At 71.8% G+C, this 18,632-nt stretch carries 17 protein-coding genes; 12 read left to right on the top strand and 5 right to left on the bottom strand.

Annotated features, from left to right (window positions below; genetic code table 11):
• The first annotated feature begins 419 nt into the window (after positions 1–419).
• From rplU to ACFWTE_RS01090, 5 genes are all read left to right on the top strand, one after another.
• Positions 420–731 carry a 50S ribosomal protein L21 gene (rplU, locus tag ACFWTE_RS01110; RefSeq protein WP_378776697.1) on the top strand — a complete coding sequence of 104 codons (312 nt, stop codon included), beginning with the start codon at positions 420–422 and terminating at the stop codon, positions 729–731.
• A 13-nt stretch (positions 732–744) separates the two neighbouring features.
• A complete protein-coding gene (gene rpmA / locus ACFWTE_RS01105; protein ID WP_150253013.1) occupies positions 745–1,005 on the top strand; it encodes a 50S ribosomal protein L27 in 261 nt (86 codons plus the stop codon).
• Between the two features lie 129 nt (positions 1,006–1,134).
• Positions 1,135–2,499, top strand: a complete 1,365-nt coding sequence (gene obgE / locus ACFWTE_RS01100; RefSeq protein WP_378776642.1) for a GTPase ObgE — start codon at positions 1,135–1,137, stop codon at positions 2,497–2,499.
• Positions 2,500–2,586: 87 nt separating this feature from the next.
• Positions 2,587–3,744 (top strand): glutamate 5-kinase, encoded by a 1,158-nt coding sequence (gene proB, locus ACFWTE_RS01095; protein WP_378776640.1) that lies wholly within the window; start codon positions 2,587–2,589, stop codon positions 3,742–3,744.
• 309 nt (positions 3,745–4,053) lie between these two features.
• Positions 4,054–4,944 (top strand): alpha/beta hydrolase fold domain-containing protein, encoded by an 891-nt coding sequence (locus ACFWTE_RS01090; protein ID WP_378776638.1) that lies wholly within the window; start codon positions 4,054–4,056, stop codon positions 4,942–4,944.
• Between the two features lie 132 nt (positions 4,945–5,076).
• Here ACFWTE_RS01090 and ACFWTE_RS01085 read toward each other — a convergent pair whose 3' ends face one another.
• Positions 5,077–5,826, bottom strand: a complete 750-nt coding sequence (locus ACFWTE_RS01085) for an SDR family oxidoreductase (protein ID WP_378776636.1) — start codon at positions 5,824–5,826, stop codon at positions 5,077–5,079.
• A 120-nt stretch (positions 5,827–5,946) separates the two neighbouring features.
• Here ACFWTE_RS01085 and ACFWTE_RS01080 point away from each other — a divergent pair, with 120 nt between their 5' ends.
• Positions 5,947–6,531: a TetR/AcrR family transcriptional regulator gene (locus ACFWTE_RS01080; protein WP_378776633.1), complete on the top strand. Its 585-nt coding sequence runs from the start codon at positions 5,947–5,949 to the stop codon at positions 6,529–6,531.
• Between the two features lie 32 nt (positions 6,532–6,563).
• A complete protein-coding gene (locus tag ACFWTE_RS01075; RefSeq protein WP_378776631.1) occupies positions 6,564–7,010 on the top strand; it encodes a type II toxin-antitoxin system PemK/MazF family toxin in 447 nt (148 codons plus the stop codon).
• 67 nt (positions 7,011–7,077) lie between these two features.
• On the opposite strand, the gene ACFWTE_RS01070 is transcribed toward ACFWTE_RS01075, so the two are convergent.
• Entirely contained in the window at positions 7,078–7,839 is a 762-nt protein-coding gene (locus tag ACFWTE_RS01070; protein WP_378776629.1) for an SDR family NAD(P)-dependent oxidoreductase, read from the bottom strand.
• Positions 7,840–7,894: 55 nt separating this feature from the next.
• Here ACFWTE_RS01070 and ACFWTE_RS01065 point away from each other — a divergent pair, with 55 nt between their 5' ends.
• Positions 7,895–8,506 (top strand): TetR/AcrR family transcriptional regulator, encoded by a 612-nt coding sequence (locus tag ACFWTE_RS01065; protein ID WP_378776627.1) that lies wholly within the window; start codon positions 7,895–7,897, stop codon positions 8,504–8,506.
• Positions 8,507–8,588: 82 nt separating this feature from the next.
• On the opposite strand, the gene ACFWTE_RS01060 is transcribed toward ACFWTE_RS01065, so the two are convergent.
• The 3 genes from ACFWTE_RS01060 to ACFWTE_RS01050 all read right to left on the bottom strand — a co-directional run bounded on the left by ACFWTE_RS01060 (position 8,589) and on the right by ACFWTE_RS01050 (position 13,653).
• Positions 8,589–9,506: a cyclase family protein gene (locus tag ACFWTE_RS01060; RefSeq protein WP_378776625.1), complete on the bottom strand. Its 918-nt coding sequence runs from the start codon at positions 9,504–9,506 to the stop codon at positions 8,589–8,591.
• Between the two features lie 530 nt (positions 9,507–10,036).
• Entirely contained in the window at positions 10,037–11,200 is a 1,164-nt protein-coding gene (locus ACFWTE_RS01055) for an AMP-dependent synthetase (protein WP_378776623.1), read from the bottom strand.
• Positions 11,201–11,994: 794 nt separating this feature from the next.
• Positions 11,995–13,653 carry an FAD-dependent monooxygenase gene (locus tag ACFWTE_RS01050; RefSeq protein WP_378776621.1) on the bottom strand — a complete coding sequence of 553 codons (1,659 nt, stop codon included), beginning with the start codon at positions 13,651–13,653 and terminating at the stop codon, positions 11,995–11,997.
• A gap of 153 nt (positions 13,654–13,806) precedes the next feature.
• Here ACFWTE_RS01050 and ACFWTE_RS01045 point away from each other — a divergent pair, with 153 nt between their 5' ends.
• From ACFWTE_RS01045 to ACFWTE_RS01030, 4 genes are all read left to right on the top strand, one after another.
• Positions 13,807–15,348 (top strand): MFS transporter, encoded by a 1,542-nt coding sequence (locus ACFWTE_RS01045; protein ID WP_378776619.1) that lies wholly within the window; start codon positions 13,807–13,809, stop codon positions 15,346–15,348.
• 138 nt (positions 15,349–15,486) lie between these two features.
• On the top strand, positions 15,487–16,590 hold the full coding sequence (locus ACFWTE_RS01040) for a ScbA/BarX family gamma-butyrolactone biosynthesis protein (RefSeq protein WP_378776617.1): 1,104 nt from the start codon (positions 15,487–15,489) through the stop codon (positions 16,588–16,590).
• A gap of 38 nt (positions 16,591–16,628) precedes the next feature.
• Positions 16,629–17,372 carry an HAD family hydrolase gene (locus tag ACFWTE_RS01035; RefSeq protein ID WP_378776614.1) on the top strand — a complete coding sequence of 248 codons (744 nt, stop codon included), beginning with the start codon at positions 16,629–16,631 and terminating at the stop codon, positions 17,370–17,372.
• Positions 17,373–17,541: 169 nt separating this feature from the next.
• Positions 17,542–18,597 carry a 3-oxoacyl-ACP synthase III family protein gene (locus ACFWTE_RS01030; RefSeq protein ID WP_378776612.1) on the top strand — a complete coding sequence of 352 codons (1,056 nt, stop codon included), beginning with the start codon at positions 17,542–17,544 and terminating at the stop codon, positions 18,595–18,597.
• Positions 18,598–18,632 lie beyond the last annotated feature (35 nt).

Below are 18,632 nucleotides of genomic sequence, written 5' to 3'. Positions count from 1 at the left end.
CCCGCGGCCCGGGGGGCCCCCCCCGGGGGCCGCCCCCCCCGCCCGCGGGGGGGCGGGGCGCCCGGGGGGGTCCGGCCGGGGGGGGGGGGGGGGCGGGGCCCCCCCCCCCCCCCCCACGGCACGTGTGCAGGTCTGTAGCGGGCCAATGGTAATCTGATGGACGGTGCGTCGGCGCGTTCCACCACAATCGCGCGCCCCGACACCGAAGTGCTCTCCACGCAGGGTTTGTTTCCCTCAGATCCCCGCGCCCCGCTACAGGCGATCAGTGGATCGTGGAACGAGGCTTCTCCCCACCCATATGGGGGCGATCCTCCCGGCTGGCCTGGGCACAGGTACAGCCGGACCCCGGACCCCGGAACTCACGTCTCGGGGATGGTCCCGAGCATTATTCGTTGAGCGAGCAGGAAGAGAGTTACCCGGTGTACGCGATCGTGCGAGCGGGCGGCCGACAGGAGAAGGTGTCTGTCGATGACGTCCTGAACATCGACAAGGTCTCCGACGAGACCGGCGCCACCATCACGTGGCAGCCCATCCTGGTCGTTGACGACGGCAACGTCATCAGCGACGCGGGCAAACTGAGCGACTACTCGGTCACCGCCGAGATCCTCGGTGAGACCAAGGGCCCCAAGATCAACATCCTGAAGTACAAGAACAAGACCGGTTACAAGAAGCGCCAGGGTCACCGCCAGAAGCACACCCAGGTGCGCGTCACCGGCATCGCGGCGAAGTAGGAGGCCTGGAGAAATGGCACATAAGAAGGGCGCTTCGTCCAGCCGTAACGGTCGTGACTCGAATGCCCAGCGCCTCGGCGTGAAGCGTTTCGGCGGTCAGTCCGTCTCGGCCGGCGAGATCCTCATCCGTCAGCGCGGCACCAAGTTCCACCCCGGCGCCAACGTCGGCCGCGGTGGCGACGACACGCTGTTCGCTCTGGTCGCCGGGCAGGTCAAGTTCGGCAACTTCCGCGGCCGCAAGGCCGTGAACATCGTCCCTGTCGCAGCCGAGTAGGCTCGCGCACGGACGTTGTGGTTTCGAGGCGGGCCAGGGAACACTGGCCCGCCTCTCGCGTTGTCACTGGGTGACACGCGTGTTCCACCAGGCCACCCGCACGGGGGCCGACAAGCAACGGGGAGAGCTATGCCTGACTTCGTCGACGAGGCGGTCTTGCACATCAAGGCCGGGAACGGCGGGCATGGCTGCGCCTCCGTGCACCGTGAGAAGTTCAAACCTCTGGGCGGCCCGGACGGCGGCAACGGCGGCCGGGGCGGCGACATCGTCCTGGAGGTCGACGCGCAGACCGCCACCCTGCTGGACTACCAGCGCCGCCCGCACCGCAACGCCCAGAACGGGACGCCCGGCCAGGGCGGACACCGTGCCGGGGCCAACGGGGACGACCTGGTCCTGACCGTGCCCGACGGGACCGTGGTCACCCGCGCCGACGGCGAGTTCGTCGCCGACCTCGTGGGCCACGGAACCCGTCTGGTCCTCGCCCAGGGAGGCCACGGCGGCCTGGGCAACGCCTCGCTGGCCTCCAAGAAGCGCAAGGCGCCCGGCTTCGCCCTCAAGGGCGAGGAGGGCGAGGCCTTCGACGTGCGCCTGGAGATGAAGACCATCGCCGACGTCGGACTGGTGGGCTTCCCCAGCGCCGGCAAGTCGTCGCTGATCGCCGCCATGTCGGCGGCCCGGCCCAAGATCGCCGACTACCCCTTCACCACGCTCGTCCCCAACCTGGGCGTGGTGGAGGCCGGCAGGACCCAGTACGTGATCGCCGACGTACCCGGACTCATCCCCGGGGCGAGCGACGGCAAGGGCCTGGGCCTGGAGTTCCTGCGCCACATCGAGCGGTGCTCGACCCTTCTGCACGTCCTGGACTGCGCCACCTACGAGCCGGGGCGCGACCCGGTCAGCGACCTCGACGCCCTGGAGTCGGAGCTGTCCGCCTACGGGGAGCGCGCCGGGGTGGACCTGTCCGACCGGCCGCGCATCGTCGCTCTGAACAAGGTCGACGTGCCCGAGGCGCGCGAGCTCGCCGAACTGGTCACCCCGATGCTCGTCGAGCGCGGGTACAAGGTGATGGAGGTCTCCGCCGCCTCCCGTGAGGGTCTGCGCGAGCTGTCCTTCGCCCTGGGCGAGCAGGTCGCCGCCGCGCGCGACGCCGCCCCCGTCGCCGAGCCCACCCGGATCGTGATCCGCCCCAAGATGATCGGGGACACGCCCTTCCAGGTGGTGCCGCTGGGCAACAACGCCTTCCAGGTGCGCGGCGACAAGCCGGCGCGCTGGGTGACCCAGACGGACTTCAGCAACGACGAGGCGGTCGGCTACCTGGCCGAGCGGCTCAACCGCCTCGGTATCGAGGAGCAGCTGGCCAAGGCCGGTGCCACCGAGGGCGCGGAGGTGCACATCGGCACCGAGGACGACTCCGTGGTCTTCGACTGGGACCCGTCCATGGACGCCGAGGTGGTCCCGTCGGGCCCGCGCGGAAGCGACGCCCGGCTGGGCTGACCCGCGCGGGGACCGACGGCCCGGCCGAACAGGAACGTGCGTGGCGCCCGACCCGGGCGCCGCGCCCTGGATGGAAAGTCCCACACGGTGCACAGCGCAGAACTCGAACAGACCGGCTCCGCGGAGGCCGCGGGGCGTGCGGCGGTCGCCTCGGCCCGCAGGGTCGTGGTGAAGGTGGGGTCGTCGTCCCTGACGACCCCCGACGGCCGGATCGACTCCGGGCGCATCCGCGACCTGGTCGAGGTGCTGGCGGCCCGCAGGGCCCTCGGCCAGGAGGTGATCCTGGTCTCCTCCGGTGCGGTCGCGGCCGGGATGACCCCGCTCGGTATGGTCCGCCGCCCCCGCGACCTGGCGTCCCAGCAGGCCGCGGCGAGCGTGGGGCAGGGGCTGCTGCTCGCCGCGTACACGGCCGAGCTGGCCCAGCGCGGTCTCAACGCCGCCCAGGTGCTCCTCACCGTCGAGGACATGATGCGAAGGGTCCAGCACCGCAACGCGCAGCGCACGCTGCGCCGCCTGCTGGACATCGGAGCGGTCCCCGTCGTCAACGAGAACGACACGGTGGCCACCCACGAACTGCGGTTCGGCGACAACGACCGGCTGGCGGCCCTGGTCGCACACCTGATGCGCGCCGACGCGCTGGTTCTGCTGTCGGACGTGGACGCCCTGTACGACGGTGATCCGTCCGCTCCGGGGTCGTCCGTGGTCAGCCTGGTACGGGGGCCCGGAGACCTGGAGGGGATCGACATCGGCAGCTCCGGCAGGCGCGGTGTGGGCACCGGGGGGATGGTCACCAAGGTCGCGTCGGCGCGGATCGCCACCGAGGCCGGGGTGCACACGATGCTGACCTCCGCGGCGAACGCCCGGGCCGCCCTGGCGGGGGAGGGGGTCGGCACCCTGTTCGCCGCGGGCGGCGGGCGCCGCCCGTCCGCCCGCCAGCTGTGGTTGGCCCATGCGACCGCCGGTCGGGGCAGCCTGGTGCTGGACCCGGGCGCGGTCGAGGCGGTCGCCAGGGAGAAGGCCTCGCTGCTCCCCGCCGGGGTGGTGAGGGTGACAGGAGAGTTCAGCGCGGGCGACCCCGTCGACCTGTGCGACGAGCAGGGCGCCGTGATCGCGCGCGGGCTGGTCAACTACGATGCCGCCGAGGTCCCCGACCTGCTGGGCCGGTCCACCCGCTGGCTCGCACGGGAGCTGGGGCCCTCCTACGAACGTGAGCTGGTGCACAGGGACGACCTCGTCGTCCTCTAGGGAGTGTTTTTTGGAGGTTTTCGGGTCGGCGAGCGGCCGTCCAGGCGATCTCTCGCAAGACGATGTGCGAAGTTCAGCCTGGTTGTGCTTCACGAGCGCAGAGGCGCGGCGAGAGGCAGCCTGGTGGACGCGAGCCCGGAAGGATCCAAAAAACACGACCTAGGCGGGTTGACCGAAGACGTCGCCGGTGTGAGGGGACGGGGTCCGGTCCGCGTCCGGTGCCCGTGCCCCTCTCCTGCCGACCGTCCGTTCCGTGAGACCTCTGTTGCAAGGTCGGGTACATCCCCGAGGAGAGAAGCGAAGAAACCCATGCCTAGCCTGGTGGCGAGAATGCTCGCTGTGGCGTTCCGGGTGGCGCGCAAGCGCCCCATGGAGACCGTGGAGGGCGCACGGGAGCGCATCGAGGAGGCCAAGGACGACCCGGAACCGCCGCACTGGGTCGCCAAACGGCACGAGATCACCCGGCGTGCGGTGGGGGACTTCCAGAGCTACACCGTCCTGCCCCGGGAGTGCGGGGACGGACCGGCCAAGGCCGTCCTGTACGTGCACGGGGGTTCGTACATCAGCGAGATCTCCCCGTGGCACTGGGTGCTGATCTCCCGCATGGCCGACACGGGGTGCCGTGTCGAGGTGCCCGTCTACGGTTTGGCGCCGCGGTACACCCACCGCGAGGCCTTCGGTTTCCTCCACACGGTCTACCGCGAACTCCTGGAGCACGCCGCCCCGGAGCGCACCGTCTTCGCCGGCGACTCGGCGGGGGCCGGGCTGGCGCTGGCCCTGGCCCAGACGCTGCCCGGCGAGGGACTGCCCCGGCCCGCACGGCTGATCCTGGTCTCCCCGTGGGCGGACCTGACCATGTCCAACCCCGACATCGCGGAGGTGGAGGGCCGCGACCCGTGGCTCAGCCCGGTCGGCCTCAAGGAGGCGGCCAAGGCGTGGGCGGGCGGTGACGACCTGGCGAACCCCAGGCTCAGTCCCATCAACGGGACGCTCTCCGGCCTTCCCCCCATCGACCTCTACATCGGCACCCGCGACGTGCTCCTGCCCGACACCCGACGTCTGCGCGACCTCGTCGCGAGGGCGGGCGGTGAGGTGCACCTGCACGAGGAGGCGGACGCCTTCCACGTGTACCCGCTGGTCCCGGTGCCCGAGGGCAGCCGGGCGCGGGCGGCGATCATCGGTACCGTCCAGGACCTGTGAGGCCGCCCCGGCGCGGAGAGCCGTCGCCGAGCGGCACACCCGCGGTCGTGCGCGGGACCAGAGGGCCCCTTCATGCGGTGGAGGCCTGCGAGGCGCACGCCGCGGTCCCGGCCGAGCCCTGCGGGGCTCCGCTCACGTGAGCTTGCTGACGACCCACAGGGGCAGCACCCGCATCGCGAAACCGAGGGGGACCCACGGCCAGGCGGGCACGTACGCCCTGACCCGCCGCCGCTCGATGGCGGCGACCATGGAGCGGACACCGCTCGCCGTGTCCACCATGAACCGGGTCCTCTGCCGTACGTGCTCGTTCATCTCCGAGCGGATGTAGCCGGGGTGGATGACGGACACGTCCAGACCGGGCACCCGCTCCGCGCGCAGGCCCTCGGCGAGGGCGGCGACGCCCGCCTTGGTCGCGGCGTACACGGTCATGGCCCTGCGCATGCCCCGCAGAGCCGACATGGACGAGATGAGCACCAGATGGCCGCGCCCCTGGGCACGGAAGATCTCCATGGCCGCCTCGGACTGGGCCAGGGCTCCCATGAAGTTGGTGGCCGCCGTCTGGCGGTTGGCGTCGTGCCGTCCGGTCCCGAGTGCGGCGCCCTTGCCGAGCCCGGCGTTGACGATCACCCGGTCCATGCCGCCGAAGGCGGCGGCAAGGTCACCGAACACCGCGAAGACGGCGTCGCCGTCGGTGACGTCGAGGGCACGCAGTTCGATCCGGCACCCGGGGTGGTCGGCGGCGATCTCGTCGCGCAGCGCCTCCATCCTGTCGACCCGCCGAGCGCACAGCCCCAGGTCGTAGCCCAGGGCGGCGAACTGGCGCGCCATCTCGGCTCCCAGCCCTGCGCTGGCGCCGGTGATCAGGATCGTTCCCTTGCTCATGGCTGCCTCTCCGTGGTGCTCGTCGTGCCGGTGCACCCGGGGCCGGGCGGGGTGCGGGGCGGGATCGGGGCGGAGCCCACGGTGTTGACACTACGGTCTTGTTGAGCAACGCTCAACAGCGTGAGCGAAGGAGCGCCGCGGCGCACGCGGATGACCCAGGACGAGCGCCGGCGCCAACTGGTCGGGATCGGCCTGCGGATGCTGGTGGAGAGGCCCATCCAGGAACTGCCCGTCGACGAGGTGGCGCGGGAGGCCGGGATCTCCCGGGGACTGCTGTTCCACTACTTCCCGAACAAGGCGGCCTTCCACGACGCCGTGGTGGCCGCCGCGGGGCGCAGGGTGCTGCGCAACACCGCCCCCGACGCGGGGCTGCCCGCCAGGGAGGCCGTGGCGCAGTTCGTCGCCCGCTACTACGGGCAGGTGGACCGCCGCCGCGGGGCGTACGTGGCACTGGTGTTCGGCGGAGGCGCGGCCGGTCCTGGCCGTGAGCACGCGGAGGACCTGCGAGCGGCCGTGGCCGAGCGGGTCCGGGCCCTCCTCGGACTGGGGGAGGCGTCGCTGTCCGTCGCCCACGGGTGGGCCGCCTACGTCGAGGACCGGGCGCTGCGCTGGTCAGCCGCCCCCAGCGGGGAACGCGGTACCTCCCTGGAGGACGAGGCCGCCCACTGCGTGCGGGCACTGGACGCCCTCCTCGCCCTCGGCTGACGCACCCCCCGTGAGGTCCTAGGATGCGGGGCGTGAACGAACGAACGATGCGACGCGGCGACGACCACCCCCACAGGGGCGAGGTCCGTGAGATCCCCACCTCAGAGAACGCGACCCGGCTGACCTATGCCCCCGAGCGCGACGGCCTCGCCGACGCGGGTGAGATCGTGTGGACGTGGGTGCCCTTCGAGGAGGACCCGCAGCAGGGCAAGGACCGGCCGCTGCTGGTCGTCGGCCGCAGGGGAAGGCGCCTGCACGGCCTGATGCTGTCCTCGCAGCGCCCCGACGACTGGGAGCGCCAGGACTGGCTGCCGATCGGTTCGGGGCCCTGGGACCGCGAGGAGCGTGACTCGTTCCTGCGGGTCGACCGACTCTTCGAGTTCGACGAGGACGACATCCGGCGCGAGGCGGCGGTCATGGACGAGGAGAGGTTCTGGCTGGTCGCGGACGTCCTGCGCAGCCGCTACGGCTGGTCCTGACGCGGAACGGGTCCCGCGCCGCCCCGGAGCAGGTCCGACCCGCTCCCCGGGCGGCGCGGGGAAGCCCTCAGATGGCGCTCCCGCCCGTTGCGTCGATGACCTGTCCGGTGGTCCACCGGGCCTCGGGCGAGGCGAGGTAGCGGACCAGGGCCGAGATGTCCTCCGCCTCGCCGATCCTGCCGAAGACCGACAGGCCGGCCGCTCTCTCACGGGCTCCGGGCTCGCCGAGCCAGCCCGCGTTCATGTCGGTGTCGACCACCCCGGGCATGACGGCGTTGACCGTGATCCCGCGGTGCCCGAAGGTCGGCGCGAGCGCCAGTGTGAGGGCGTTGAGGGCTGCCTTGGACGCCGAGTAGACGGGATGGGTCGGTGCGGCGACACGGGTGTACCCGGTGGAGATGTTCACGATCCGGCCGTTCCGGCCCATGTAGGGGGCCAGTTGCTGGATGAGGAACAGCGGAGCGGTGAGGTTGACGTCCATGACCCGGTGATAGGTGGATGCGTCGATCCTCCCCAGTTCCTGGGGCTCACCGATGCCCGCGTTGTTGACCAGTACGTCCACCTCTCTTCGGCCTGTGGTTCTCTCGGCCTGTGCGAGGAATGCTCCCGCGGTGGCGTCCACCGCGCCCAGGGTGTCCGTCCCGAAGTCGGCGCGGATCGTGACGGCTCGCGCGCCCCGCCCCTCGATCAGCTTCGCGGTACGGGCGGCGGACTCCTCGTCGCCGCGGTACTGCACTCCCACGAGCGCGGCGCCGTCCTCGGCGAGGGCCAGTGCTATCGCTTGTCCGATGCCGCGTGTACCACCTGTGACCAGCGCTGTCCGGCTCATCCTGTCCTCATTTCATAGTGAACGCTACAGAATAGGGATTACTATAGTGGCCACTATGGAAAAAAGGCGATCCGAGGGGCGGGGCCGCCCGCGCGAGTTCGACGAGGAACGGGTCCTGGACCGGGCGATGACCGTCTTCTGGCGGCACGGTTTCGAGGGGGCGAGCCTGAGTGAGCTCCAGCGGGCCACCGGGCTGGCACCGCCGAGCATCTACAACGCCTTCGGGTCCAAGCAGGGGCTGTACGAGGCGTGCCTGGACCACTACGCCCGGGGCGTGGGGGCGGGTGCGGCGGAGGTGCTCGACGAACCCGAGGCGACCCGTGAGGGCATGAGGCGACTGCTGGTGAACGCGGCGCGTGACTTCACCGAGCCGGGCCGACCGCACGGGTGCATGATCTCCACCGCGGCACTGGCCGTGGGAGAGCGGAACGCGGAGGTCAGGCGCGCGGTCGCGGCGCGACGGGCGCGAACCCTGGAGGCGGTGACCGCCTATCTAGGGCGTGCCCGGGACAGCGGAGAGCTGCCGCGGGGGGCCGACACAGCGGCGCTGGCGAGATACTTCGGCGCACTCGTCCAGGGGATGTCCGTCCAGGCCGGGGACGGGGCGGACCGCACCGAACTGGAGGCGCTGGTCGGGGTGGCCATGGAGGCGTGGCCACGCGGATGACCACGGCCCGGGGACGGGGCCAGGGGCCCCGGCGGGGGTTCGGAGACCGCTGCCGCGAGGGGCCCCTGTGTCGACCGCGGCGTCAGGTGAGGGCCAGCAGCCGCACGGGGCCACCGGAACCGCCGCGGATGTTGGCGACGCCGACGACCGCCATCGCGCCGGTCTCGGGGGCCGTCTCCAGGTGGGCGACCATCTCCACGGCGTACTTGTTCTCGCCGAGGAGGAGGACGTGCGCCTCGGGGTTGGTCGCGGACGCGGGGCCGAAGTCGAAGCTGGGAGTGTCCACGGCGACCCCGGCGATGTCGCGCTCGGTCAGCAGCCAGGCGATCGCCTCGATGTCGAACCCGGGGAAGTGGGCGCCGCCGTCGCTGTCGCGGTTGAGCATCGCCTCCTCGCTCTGGAGCACCCGCGCGCTCCAGCCGGAGTCCATGGCGACCAGTGCGCCTCGGGGGATACGGCCGTTGCGCCGTTCCCAGCGCCGGAGGTCGACCACACCGACCTGCGCGTCGTAGTCCCTCGCGGCGCGGTCGGCGATGCGGATGACGACGAGCGGGCAGACCAGGTCGCTGGGCGCCACCTCATGGGTGTGCAGGGCGTCGGGGCTGTCGTTGAAGTGCCACGGGGCGTCGAAGTGCGTCCCGGTGTGCTCGTCGATCTCCAGCTTGAGCGCGTTGAAGCCGTCCTCCTCGATCGACGCGAACTGGAAGATGTTGGGGTCGAGGATGTAGGGCCGGTAGATCGGGAAGTCGTTGTGGAGCACGTGGGTGAGGTCGGTGACCCTCAGCTGGGAGGGGTTGATCCCCGCGATGGTCTGGGCGTGGGCGGACTCCACCGGACCACCGAGCGCGCCGATCCCGGTCAGCGCGGCGCCGACGGCCGCCGAACCGGTCAGCATGCGGCGCCGGTCGACACCGCGGCCGACCGGACGCGCGGACGGGTTCGGACGCTCCGCCGTGATCGTGTCCCCGGGCGTTTGCGGGGTGTGTCCCGAGGCGGTCATGAAAGTCTTTCGGGCCTTGTGGATCACGTGGGGTCCGCACATCGCAGTGTTCCTCTTCCGTGTCTGACTGATCGAACTAGGATGAGTATACGATCTCTTATGCAGAAGTGAAGGCTTATTGGCATATGATGCCTGTTATTCATGCGGTGGCCGACCTCCGGGGCGGAGCCTCGGCCGCTCCTGGTGCGGGGGGTGAGCCGGTGAACACGCGGAAGGGCCGGCCCAGGGGCGCTCACGGGCGCACACCCCGGTAGGCGCTGCCCCTCCGACAGGGGTGCCAGGAGGAAGGGGAGTCCGTGCATTCGCTGAACACGTGATGCCCGGCGCCATTGTGTGTCATTCTTTCGGCGGGTGGGTCGTTTCGTGCGCGGCAGGCCTCGGAAAAACCGTCCGCTTGCACGGTCGAGAAGAAAGAAAATCCCCGTCCGGTGGCATCGCGAAAGCCCGTAACATGATGCGGGAGTTGCGCTATTCCCGGGTCGGAGAATTCCCGGCCGTCCCCGTCGGCAGGGCGGGCCCGCCCTGGCCGCTCACGCGGAGTACCGGTCCCGGGACGCGGTCCGGACCACCGTCGCCGGAGCGGAGCCGTCCGAGGACTGCTCCAGCAGCCGCCGTGAGACGGTCACCTCGAAGGTCTCGGGAGACTCCTCGATGACCTCGGCCAGGGCCAGGCACCCGGACACCACGTGGTGCCGGATCCACTCGACGGTGTACAGGTCCGCTTCCGTTCCCGGGCGGAGCCGGACCCGCAGGCGCAGGCGCTCGTCCTTCGTGCGCGGGGAGGTCAGGACCACCTGGGCGGCTTCCACGGAGTCGAGTTGGAGGGCGAGCGACGCCAGGTCCGAGGGTTCCACCAGGCGGCTGAGCGGACCGTAGGGGGCGTCGATGCGGCCGTGGGTCCGCAGGGCCCGGCCGGGCAGTGCGCACGTGCAGGACGTCCACTCGGCCCCGGTGCCGGTGTCGTAGCGCAGCAGGGGGACGACCGACTTCCCGTGCGTGACGGTCACGAGCATGCGCCCGCTGACGATCTCGGTGTGCTGGTAGGGGAGCGGGTGAAAGGTGTCGACCGCGCAGTCGGGTCCGCTGTGCCCGATGATCCAGGTCTCCGCGGAGCCGAACAGCGTCCATGTGCGCAGGTGGGGGAAGTACGTGCGAATCAGGGAGCGCGTGCCCGCGTCCATCGCCGGACCGCTCCAGAGCACCTTGCGCAGGAAGTCCAGATTCCGGCCCGACGCGGCGCAGAAGCGCAGGATGCGCTGGACCGTGTCCAGGGTGGTGGCGACGGCGGTCACGCCGTGCTGTTCGAAGAGGTCGAGGCACGGCTCGATCATCTGGTCCGTCGGGGCGTCGAGCGACAGCGTGGGGATCCCGGCCCGCGCGGCGAGGGCGTTGTGGAGGTCGTGTGAGGCGCGCATGTGGAAGGGGGTGCTCAGGCTGGCGAGAAGGTCGCCCGGGGCGAAGGGCCGGACGTGGGGCGAGATCTCGTCCACGTGCAGGTCGGCGGGGAGCGCGCCCATACGGCTCGTGGACGTCGTGCCGCCCATGAGGTGCAGTGAGGCCCGGGAGAGCTCGTCCGGGGCCTCCCGCATCATCGCGTCGACCGCGTCGCTGAGCTCGTCACGGGTGAGGGGCGGCAGGTCCACCAGACGGGGCCTGCGCCCCGGTCCGAGGTGGCGGCCGTACTTGTTCCGCATCGAGGGGATCCTCGTGAGGCGCTGTAGCGCCTGAGTCAGGGAGAGCGGCCCCTCCGCCTTTCCTCCGATATTCATCGTCATTCTCGTGCTCGCATCTCTGGGTGCTAGGGATTGCGTTCAGCCCGCCGGGGGACAGCTGCGGTGACGTAAATGAATCTGAAATTCTTGTTAAGACTTCTCGGGGGAATGCCTTCGGTGATGGCATGGCAGGTTCCGGGCCGTTCGGTCAGTAAAGCAGATCCGATCACGGCGGGACATGGTAGGGATTTCCTCCGATGGTGAGCATGCGATTACCGCAGGTCATGTTCACTTGTTGGAAGATGTCTCGGAGCGTGTTCCCCTCGTGGCCGGATGCGGTCGAGTGACCTTGCTCACCGATATCCGGCTTGATGTGGGCGCGACCGTACGCGTGGCGTTCCGGAAAGTGCGGCGGGCGAACCCCTGTGCGGCAATGTCCGCGGAGGACGCACGCATCCGCGGCGGCTTGAGGCGTCGAGGGTCCCACCGGTGACCGGACGGCGGAGCGGCCGTCCCCGATCGGTTCTCGGGGTGCCCGCACGGGGACGCCACGGCGGGGGAGGCAGGGGGAACGCGCCCGGACCGGGGGCCACGGGGCGCGGGGGAGGGGCCGGGCCGACGGCCCGGCCGGGAGGAGACGGTGCTCCGGGCGGACCGCGGTCGGGTCCGCCGTGCGTCCTGGGCGGCGGCGCGACCTCGGCGGTGCCGGGCGCGCGGCACCGCCGGGTGGCGCGGTCGGAGGGCAAGCGACGGGCCGACCGCGCCGGGGGAACTCCTCAGGCGCGGCTCAGCGCGGCCCTCTCCGGCTCCCCGGCCGGCCCCCGCCGGCCGCGTGCACCCAGGTGCGCGGCCAACTCCACGCGCAGGCGGGCGTGGTCCCGCGCGTGCCCGTGGGCGGCGACGTAGCCGTCCGGGCGGATCAGGTGGTAGCCCGGAGCCGAGCACAAGCGGTGTTCCGACGCCTGCTCGGGGGTCATCGTCCGCGTCCGCACCTGGGGCCGGTCGGAGACGAGCGCCGAGAACGGCTCCCGGGCCCGCACGCGTCCTGGGGTGAGGGCGAGCGTCCACCCGGGGAGCTCCTCTCCGCCCCCCGCGCCCGCCCTCCCCGCGCCGGCGGCCCCCAGGGCCACCGCGAGGGGGCGCGGGAGGGCGTGACCGGTGCGAACGGCGCCCGCCAGCCGCCCGGTCAGCCGGCACAGGGAGGGCCAGGCGGGTTCCTGCGTGAGCCGCGTGGGCGTGTACCGGAACCGGTAGCCGGCCATGACGGGCAGGTATCCGCGTTCCATGACCGGTTCCAGGAGCCGGAAGGCCGCATCACGGCCCGCCGTCTGCACGGGGTGCCGGAGCATCCATCCGCGTGTTTGGATGTCGGTGTCGCGCACCACCTGGCGGGCCACGTCCTTGCGCTCCGGGCCGTAGGTGCCGAGAAGCTCCGGTCCGGCCCCGCCCCCGATCACCGCGGCCAGCTTCCAGGCGAGGTTCTGCGCGTCCTGCATCCCGGTGTTGAGTCCCTGGCCTCCGGCCGGGCTGTGCACGTGGGCCGCGTCCCCCGCGAGGAAGACCCGGCCCCGCTGGAAGTCGTCGGCGTGCCGGCGGTGGACGCGGAAGACCGACTCCCACACCGGGTCGACCAGCCGGACGCCTCCCGGGCCCTGTTCGTCCGTGATCCGTTGCAGCAGTTCGATGCCGGCCTCCTCCCCGGGCGGGAGGCTGGCGAAGAACCGGAAGACGCCGTCGGGCAGGGCGACGATCACCAGGGCGCCCCGGGGGGACTGGTAGTACAGCGCCTCGTCGGTCGGGAGCTCGCCCTCGATGCGGCAGTCCACGAGGGCGAACGCCGACTCGTAGGTGCTGCCGGCGAAGCCGGTGCCGATCTGGGCGCGTACCGCGCTGCCCGCACCGTCCGCGCCGATGAGGAAGGGGGTGCGGTACCGCTCGACGGTTCCGTCGGAGTGTTCGAGGATCGCGGTCACCCCGTCGGTCGCGGTGATGTCGCCGGAGAAGTCCACGCCGTCGAGGGCGAGGAGCCGCACGCCCCGCTCGATGCGTCCGCCCAGCGCGTGCAGCCGCTCGGTGAGCACGCGCTCGGTCTCGTTCTGGGGCAGGCACACCGGCATCAGGTGCTCGGGGAAGGTGAACGCGGCCAGCGGTTCGCCGGCGGAGTAGTAGCGGAACTTCCGGATGTCGATGCCGGCCTTCCGGGTGGACTCCAGGGCCCCCAGGTCGTCCAGCAGGTCGAGGGTGCGCGGCCAGAGCAGCAGGGCCTTGGGGAAGGGGGAGGCGCTCTCGGCGCGGTCGACGAGCCGCACGCGTGTTCCTCGTCTCAGAAGCTCGCACGCGGCGGTCAGCCCGACGGGGCCGGCGCCGACCACGAGGACGTCCGCGGGGGAGCGGGGTGTGCGGCTGGAAGGGGTGTCGTCACTGGTCAACGGCATCTCGTGGAGCTCCGATCGATCAGGTCGCGGTGGACGGCCCGGGTCCGACCGCCGCGAACCGGGCCAGGTCTATAAGATTGACGATGAGCATAAGATACCTTATGTTCATCCACGAATGGATAACCATAAGAATCCGAATCAAGAGGTGTGGGAATGGCGATAGACGCAACGGATCGGCCGAGCGCCCAGGTCGCTCCCGCCCCGTTGACCAGGGGGCAGGCGGTGGCCACACTCGTCGCCGTCGCCCTGTCCAGCGTGATGCTTCCGCTTGCCGTCACCGCCCCGGCCGTGGCGCTCACCCAGCTCGCGGCCGACCTGAACGCCAGCGTCGGTGAGGCCCAGTGGGTGCAGAACGCCTACAACGTCACCTTCGCGGCGTTCATGCTCGCCGCCGGCGGGCTCGCGGACCGGTTCGGCAGGCGCCGGATCCTCGTCATCGGCCTCGTCGTCTTCACGGCCATGGCCACGGTGATCGGCCTCTCCTCCAACATCCTCGTCATCGACGTCGCCCGGGCGGTCCAGGGCATCGGTGCCGCGGGCATCATGACCAGCGGCGCGGCGATCCTCGCCGACTCCTTCCGCGGCGCGGCCAGGGCCAGGGCCTTCGGCCTCCTGGGGACCTCCTTCGGCTTCGGACTGGCCATGGGTCCGTTCGTCGCCGGACTGATGGTCAACTTCCTGGACTGGCGCATGGTGTTCCTGATGAACCTCGGGTTCGCCGCCGTCGTCCTGCTCCTGGTCCGCTCGATCCGGGAGTCGAGCGACCCCAACTCCACCTCGGTGGACTGGGGCGGCGTCATCACCTTCAGCACCAGCCTGTTCCTGCTCTCCATGGCCTTCGTCCAGGGCGCCGAGACGGGCTGGCTCAGCCTGGGCGCGATCGGTTCGGCGGTCGGGTTCTTCGTCTTCCTCGCGGCCTTCGTCGTCGTGGAGTCGAGGGTCCGGCGCCCGATGTTCGACCTCTCGCTGTTCAAACGGCCCACCTTCGTCGTGGTCGTCTGCCAGCCCTTCACCATCACCTTCGGCTTCGTGGTCCTGCTCGTCTACCTGCCGCCCTTCTTCCAGGGCGTCGGAGGGTTCGGTGCCGCCGAGGCCGGAGCCCTGCTCCTCCCCCTGACGCTGCCCGTGCTCGCCCTGCCGATGCTGGCCGGGCAGCTGGCGGCCAGGATCCCCCTGCGGATCATGCTCGCCACCAGCTCCCTGCTCATCGCGGGCGGCTCTCTGTGGCTGATGATCCTCCAGCCCGGCCAGCACTGGACCGTGCTCGCCGCACCGCTGGCCCTGTTCGGCACGGGAGTGGGGAGCGCCTTCGGCGTCATGGACAACGCGGCGCTCAGTTCCGTGGAGGTCGAGCGGGCCGGGATGGCCTCGGGCATCTTCAACACCATGCGCATCGCCGGCGAGAGCGTGGCGATCGCCGGTGCCGGGTCCGTGCTGGCGACCCTCTCCCTGAGCACGCTCGACCTCTCCTTCGCCAGTGCCGAACAGGAGCGGACCCTGGCGGGCGAGGCCACACAGGGCCGGCTGGAGACGGCACTGGGCCAGTTCGACGCCGCGGACCGCGGGACCGCGCTGGACGCGGTCTCGGCCGGCCTCACCTCCGCGATGCACACCACGTTCTTCGGCCTGGCGCTCCTCGCCCTGGCCGGCGCGGTGGTCACGTTCCTCGTCGTCCGGGAACGCGAACTCCGCTGACCACCCGGCCGGGTACTCCCGGCCGTCCCCCGCGGGACCCCGCCCCGTCCGCCGCACCCGCACCCCTGGGAAGCCCTCCCCGCTCCGCGGCCTCCCCGCCAGATCAGGTCCACGAGCCCGAGGAATGTGAGACAGACCATGCAGACGCCCGTGCACCACCTCCTCAACGGCGACACCGACACCGCGACAGGCAGTTCGGACGGCCCCAGCCTGGACTACGAGCGGACCCTCGACCGCACCGTGGTCCACCGGGAGTCGCTGGCGGAGGTCTTCGTCACCGACACCCAGCCGCTGGGCGGCGACGCCCACGCGGCCGCGGCCCAGCTCCCCCGGTCGCACGCCTACTACGGCGACCACCTGCTCCGCCCCCGCCTCCACGACCCGGTGCTGCTGCTCGAAGCGTGCCGACAGGTGGGGCTGGCCATCGCCCACACCCACTACGGGGTTCCCTTCGACCACAAGTTCGTGCTCACCACCATGGGCATCACCATCACGCGCCCCGAGCGGCTGGCGGTGGGGACGTCCCCGTGCGCCCTGCGCATGCTCTGCTCCGTCGAGGACAAGAGGGTCAAGGAGGGACGCGTCGTCGGCTACGACGCCAGGTTCCGTCTCTTCGTCGAGGGCACCGAGGTCGGCAACGCCGTCGTCGGGCTGCGCTTCAAGTCCCCGGCGAGTTACGGGGCGCTGCGCCTGAGCAACCGCTCGGGAGCCCCGGTGCCCTCCACACAGACCTTCGACTTCGCGGTCACCGGAGAGATCCCCGCCGCGTACCTCGTCGGCAGGTCGAACAGCGACAACGTGGTCCTGGCAGGGCTCGCGGGGGACGGGGACGCCGTGTCCGCGTCCTTGCGGGTGCTCCCGCAGCACCCGAGCCTGTTCGACCACGCCCAGGACCACCTGCCGGGCATGGTCCTGATCGAGGCCGCGCGCCAGCTGGCACTGAACACCCTCCTGGAGGTCCGGGGCACCTCGCCCGCCAAGGCCTACCCGGCCGAGATCACCGCCACCTTCACCAGCTTCGGCGAACTGGAACCCCGGACCGAGGTGCGCGCGCGTACGGCTCCGGCGAACGCGGAGACGGCCGAGGGCGAGGGGGTCTACTACACGCAGGGCGGGGTCGTCGAGTTCCTCGCGCCCAGCGGCGGCCCGGAGCCCGCCGCCACCTCGGTCGAGGTGGACGTGCTCCAGAGGGGCGCGTCGATCTGCAGGGTCGACGTCGGCCTGGTCCGCCTCCCCGCGTGACGCGGACCGTACCGACCCCCCCACAGGCAGGAGATCCCATGACCACCCAGTACGACGTGCCCGGGACGGGCACCCGGGGACGCGGCATCGCGTTCTTCGACGTGGACGAGACGCTCATCGGGCCCAAGAGCATGTTCTCGTTCCTGGAGTTCCACCTCCGGGACGGCTCCCGGCCCCCCGGCTCCTACGACCAGGCGGTGGCCCGCCTGCGGGCGGCGGCGGCTCGGGGCGTGCCCCGCCAGGACGTCAACCGCCTCTACTACCGCCTCATGGCGGGGGAGTCCGTCGAGGGGCTGCGCGCCGCGGGCCTGGCGTGGTTCTCCGAGGCCGCGCGCGGGTCGGGTTTCTGGCACACCCCGGTGCTGGAGCGGCTGCGCCGCCACCGCGCCGAGGGCGACCTGGTCGTCCTGTTGTCAGGCTCCTTCTTCGCCTGCCTGGACCCGATCGCGGAGGCGGCCGGATCCCACTGGGCCCTGGGCACGAGGCCCCTCGTCCGCGACGGCCTCCTGACGGGCGAGGTCCTCGTTCCGATGATCGGCGCGACCAAGGGGGTCGCGGCCAGGGCCACCGCCGCGGTGAGGAACGTTCCCCTGTCCTCGTGCACCGCCTACGGCGACCACTCCAGCGACCTGGCGCTGCTGTCCGCCGTGGGCGCCCCGGTCGTCGTCGGTGAGGACGCGACGCTGGTGGCGCACGCCGAGGCCAACGGGTGGGAGCGCCTCGGCTCCGGCCACCCGGCCACGGCTCCCCGGGAGAAGGAGCCCCACTCCTCCCGCCCGTGAACGCGTGACGCCCGCGGACCGCGCCCGGCACGTGCCGGGCGCCGTCCGCGGCAGGGCCCCCGTGCACCCTCCGGCACCGACCGCCTCCACGGGCGGCTCCCCGACCGCTGCCGCAGGGCGCGGGCGGCCCCGACCCCCTCCCGCAGTCCAGCAAGAAGGAGACAGCACGATGACCATCGCCATCCTCGGCACGGGCTCGTACCTGCCGGCCGAAGTGGTCGGCAACGCCCCGATCGCCCGCACCGCCGGTGTCACCGACGAGTGGATCCGCCGCAAGACGGGGATCCGCGAGCGCCGCCGCGCCGCCCCGGACCAGGCCACCTCCGACCTCGCCGCCGAGGCCGGCCGCCGGGCCCTGGCCCAGGCGGGTGTTCCCGCGGACCGCCTGGCCTACGTCATCGTCGCCACGTCCACCCCGGACCACCCCCAGCCGGCGACGGCCAGCATCACCCAGCACCTCCTGGGCGCCGGCTCCGCGGCGGCGTTCGACGTCAACGCCGTGTGCAGCGGGTTCGTCTACGCCCTCTCCGTGGCCGAGCACCTGCTGCGCCCCCACGGGGAGGCCTACGCGCTGGTCATCGGCGCGGACATCTACTCCCGGATCCTCGACTACGGCGACCGCAAAACCGCGATCCTGTTCGGTGACGGAGCCGGAGCGGTCCTCCTGGGGCCGGCCCGCGACCGCGGCGGCGTCATCGGGACCCGGCTGCTCACCGACGGCGACCACCACCACCTGATCAAGGTCCCTGCCGGGGGCTCGCGACTGCCCGCCTCCACGGAGACCCTGATGCGGGGTGAGCACTTCTTCACGATGGAGGGCCGCGGGGTGCGCGAGTACGTCACCCGGCGCCTGCCCGAGGCGATCCACCGGATGCTCGACGAACTCGGTGTGGGGCGGGAGGAGATCCGCCACTTCGTGCCACACCAGGCCAACGGAGCCATGCTCGCCGACGTCTGGCCGTCCCTGGGGCTGGACCGGGCCCACCTCCACCTGACGGTGGAGACCCAGGGAAACACCGGTTCGGGGTCGGTACCCGTCGCCCTCGACACGGTGCACCGGGCCGGCCTGCTCGAACGGGACGACCTCGTCCTGCTCGCGGGGTTCGGCGGCGGCATGAGCGTCGGGCTCGCCCTCGTGCGGTGGAGCCCCGTGGCGGCGGCGTCGGCCCCCGTCCTGCTGCCGGGGCGCTCCGAGGACGCGGTCCCGGTCCACGCCCCGGCGTGAGCCATCTTTCCGGGGCAGCCGGGGCGGGGGAGCGC

It is taken from the genome of Nocardiopsis sp. NPDC058631, from assembly GCF_042716955.1.
In the GTDB taxonomy this organism is placed as follows: domain Bacteria; phylum Actinomycetota; class Actinomycetes; order Streptosporangiales; family Streptosporangiaceae; genus Nocardiopsis.
This window is presented reverse-complemented; position numbering and strand designations above follow the sequence as displayed.

Excerpts from the sequence above, each read along its gene's own strand:
- ACFWTE_RS01060 (WP_378776625.1), bottom strand. The coding sequence starts at position 9,506 with ATGACCGCCTCGGGACACACCCCGCAAACGCCCGGGGACACGATCACG.
- obgE (WP_378776642.1), top strand. The coding sequence starts at position 1,135 with ATGCCTGACTTCGTCGACGAGGCGGTCTTGCACATCAAGGCCGGGAAC.
- ACFWTE_RS01070 (WP_378776629.1), bottom strand. The coding sequence starts at position 7,839 with ATGAGCCGGACAGCGCTGGTCACAGGTGGTACACGCGGCATCGGACAA.
- ACFWTE_RS01040 (WP_378776617.1), top strand. The coding sequence starts at position 15,487 with ATGCAGACGCCCGTGCACCACCTCCTCAACGGCGACACCGACACCGCG.
- ACFWTE_RS01055 (WP_378776623.1), bottom strand. The coding sequence starts at position 11,200 with ATGCGGAACAAGTACGGCCGCCACCTCGGACCGGGGCGCAGGCCCCGT.
- ACFWTE_RS01030 (WP_378776612.1), top strand. The coding sequence starts at position 17,542 with ATGACCATCGCCATCCTCGGCACGGGCTCGTACCTGCCGGCCGAAGTG.
- ACFWTE_RS01035 (WP_378776614.1), top strand. The coding sequence starts at position 16,629 with ATGACCACCCAGTACGACGTGCCCGGGACGGGCACCCGGGGACGCGGC.
- ACFWTE_RS01090 (WP_378776638.1), top strand. The coding sequence starts at position 4,054 with ATGCCTAGCCTGGTGGCGAGAATGCTCGCTGTGGCGTTCCGGGTGGCG.
- ACFWTE_RS01050 (WP_378776621.1), bottom strand. The coding sequence starts at position 13,653 with ATGCCGTTGACCAGTGACGACACCCCTTCCAGCCGCACACCCCGCTCC.
- ACFWTE_RS01085 (WP_378776636.1), bottom strand. The coding sequence starts at position 5,826 with ATGAGCAAGGGAACGATCCTGATCACCGGCGCCAGCGCAGGGCTGGGA.
- ACFWTE_RS01045 (WP_378776619.1), top strand. The coding sequence starts at position 13,807 with ATGGCGATAGACGCAACGGATCGGCCGAGCGCCCAGGTCGCTCCCGCC.
- rpmA (WP_150253013.1), top strand. The coding sequence starts at position 745 with ATGGCACATAAGAAGGGCGCTTCGTCCAGCCGTAACGGTCGTGACTCG.
- ACFWTE_RS01065 (WP_378776627.1), top strand. The coding sequence starts at position 7,895 with ATGGAAAAAAGGCGATCCGAGGGGCGGGGCCGCCCGCGCGAGTTCGAC.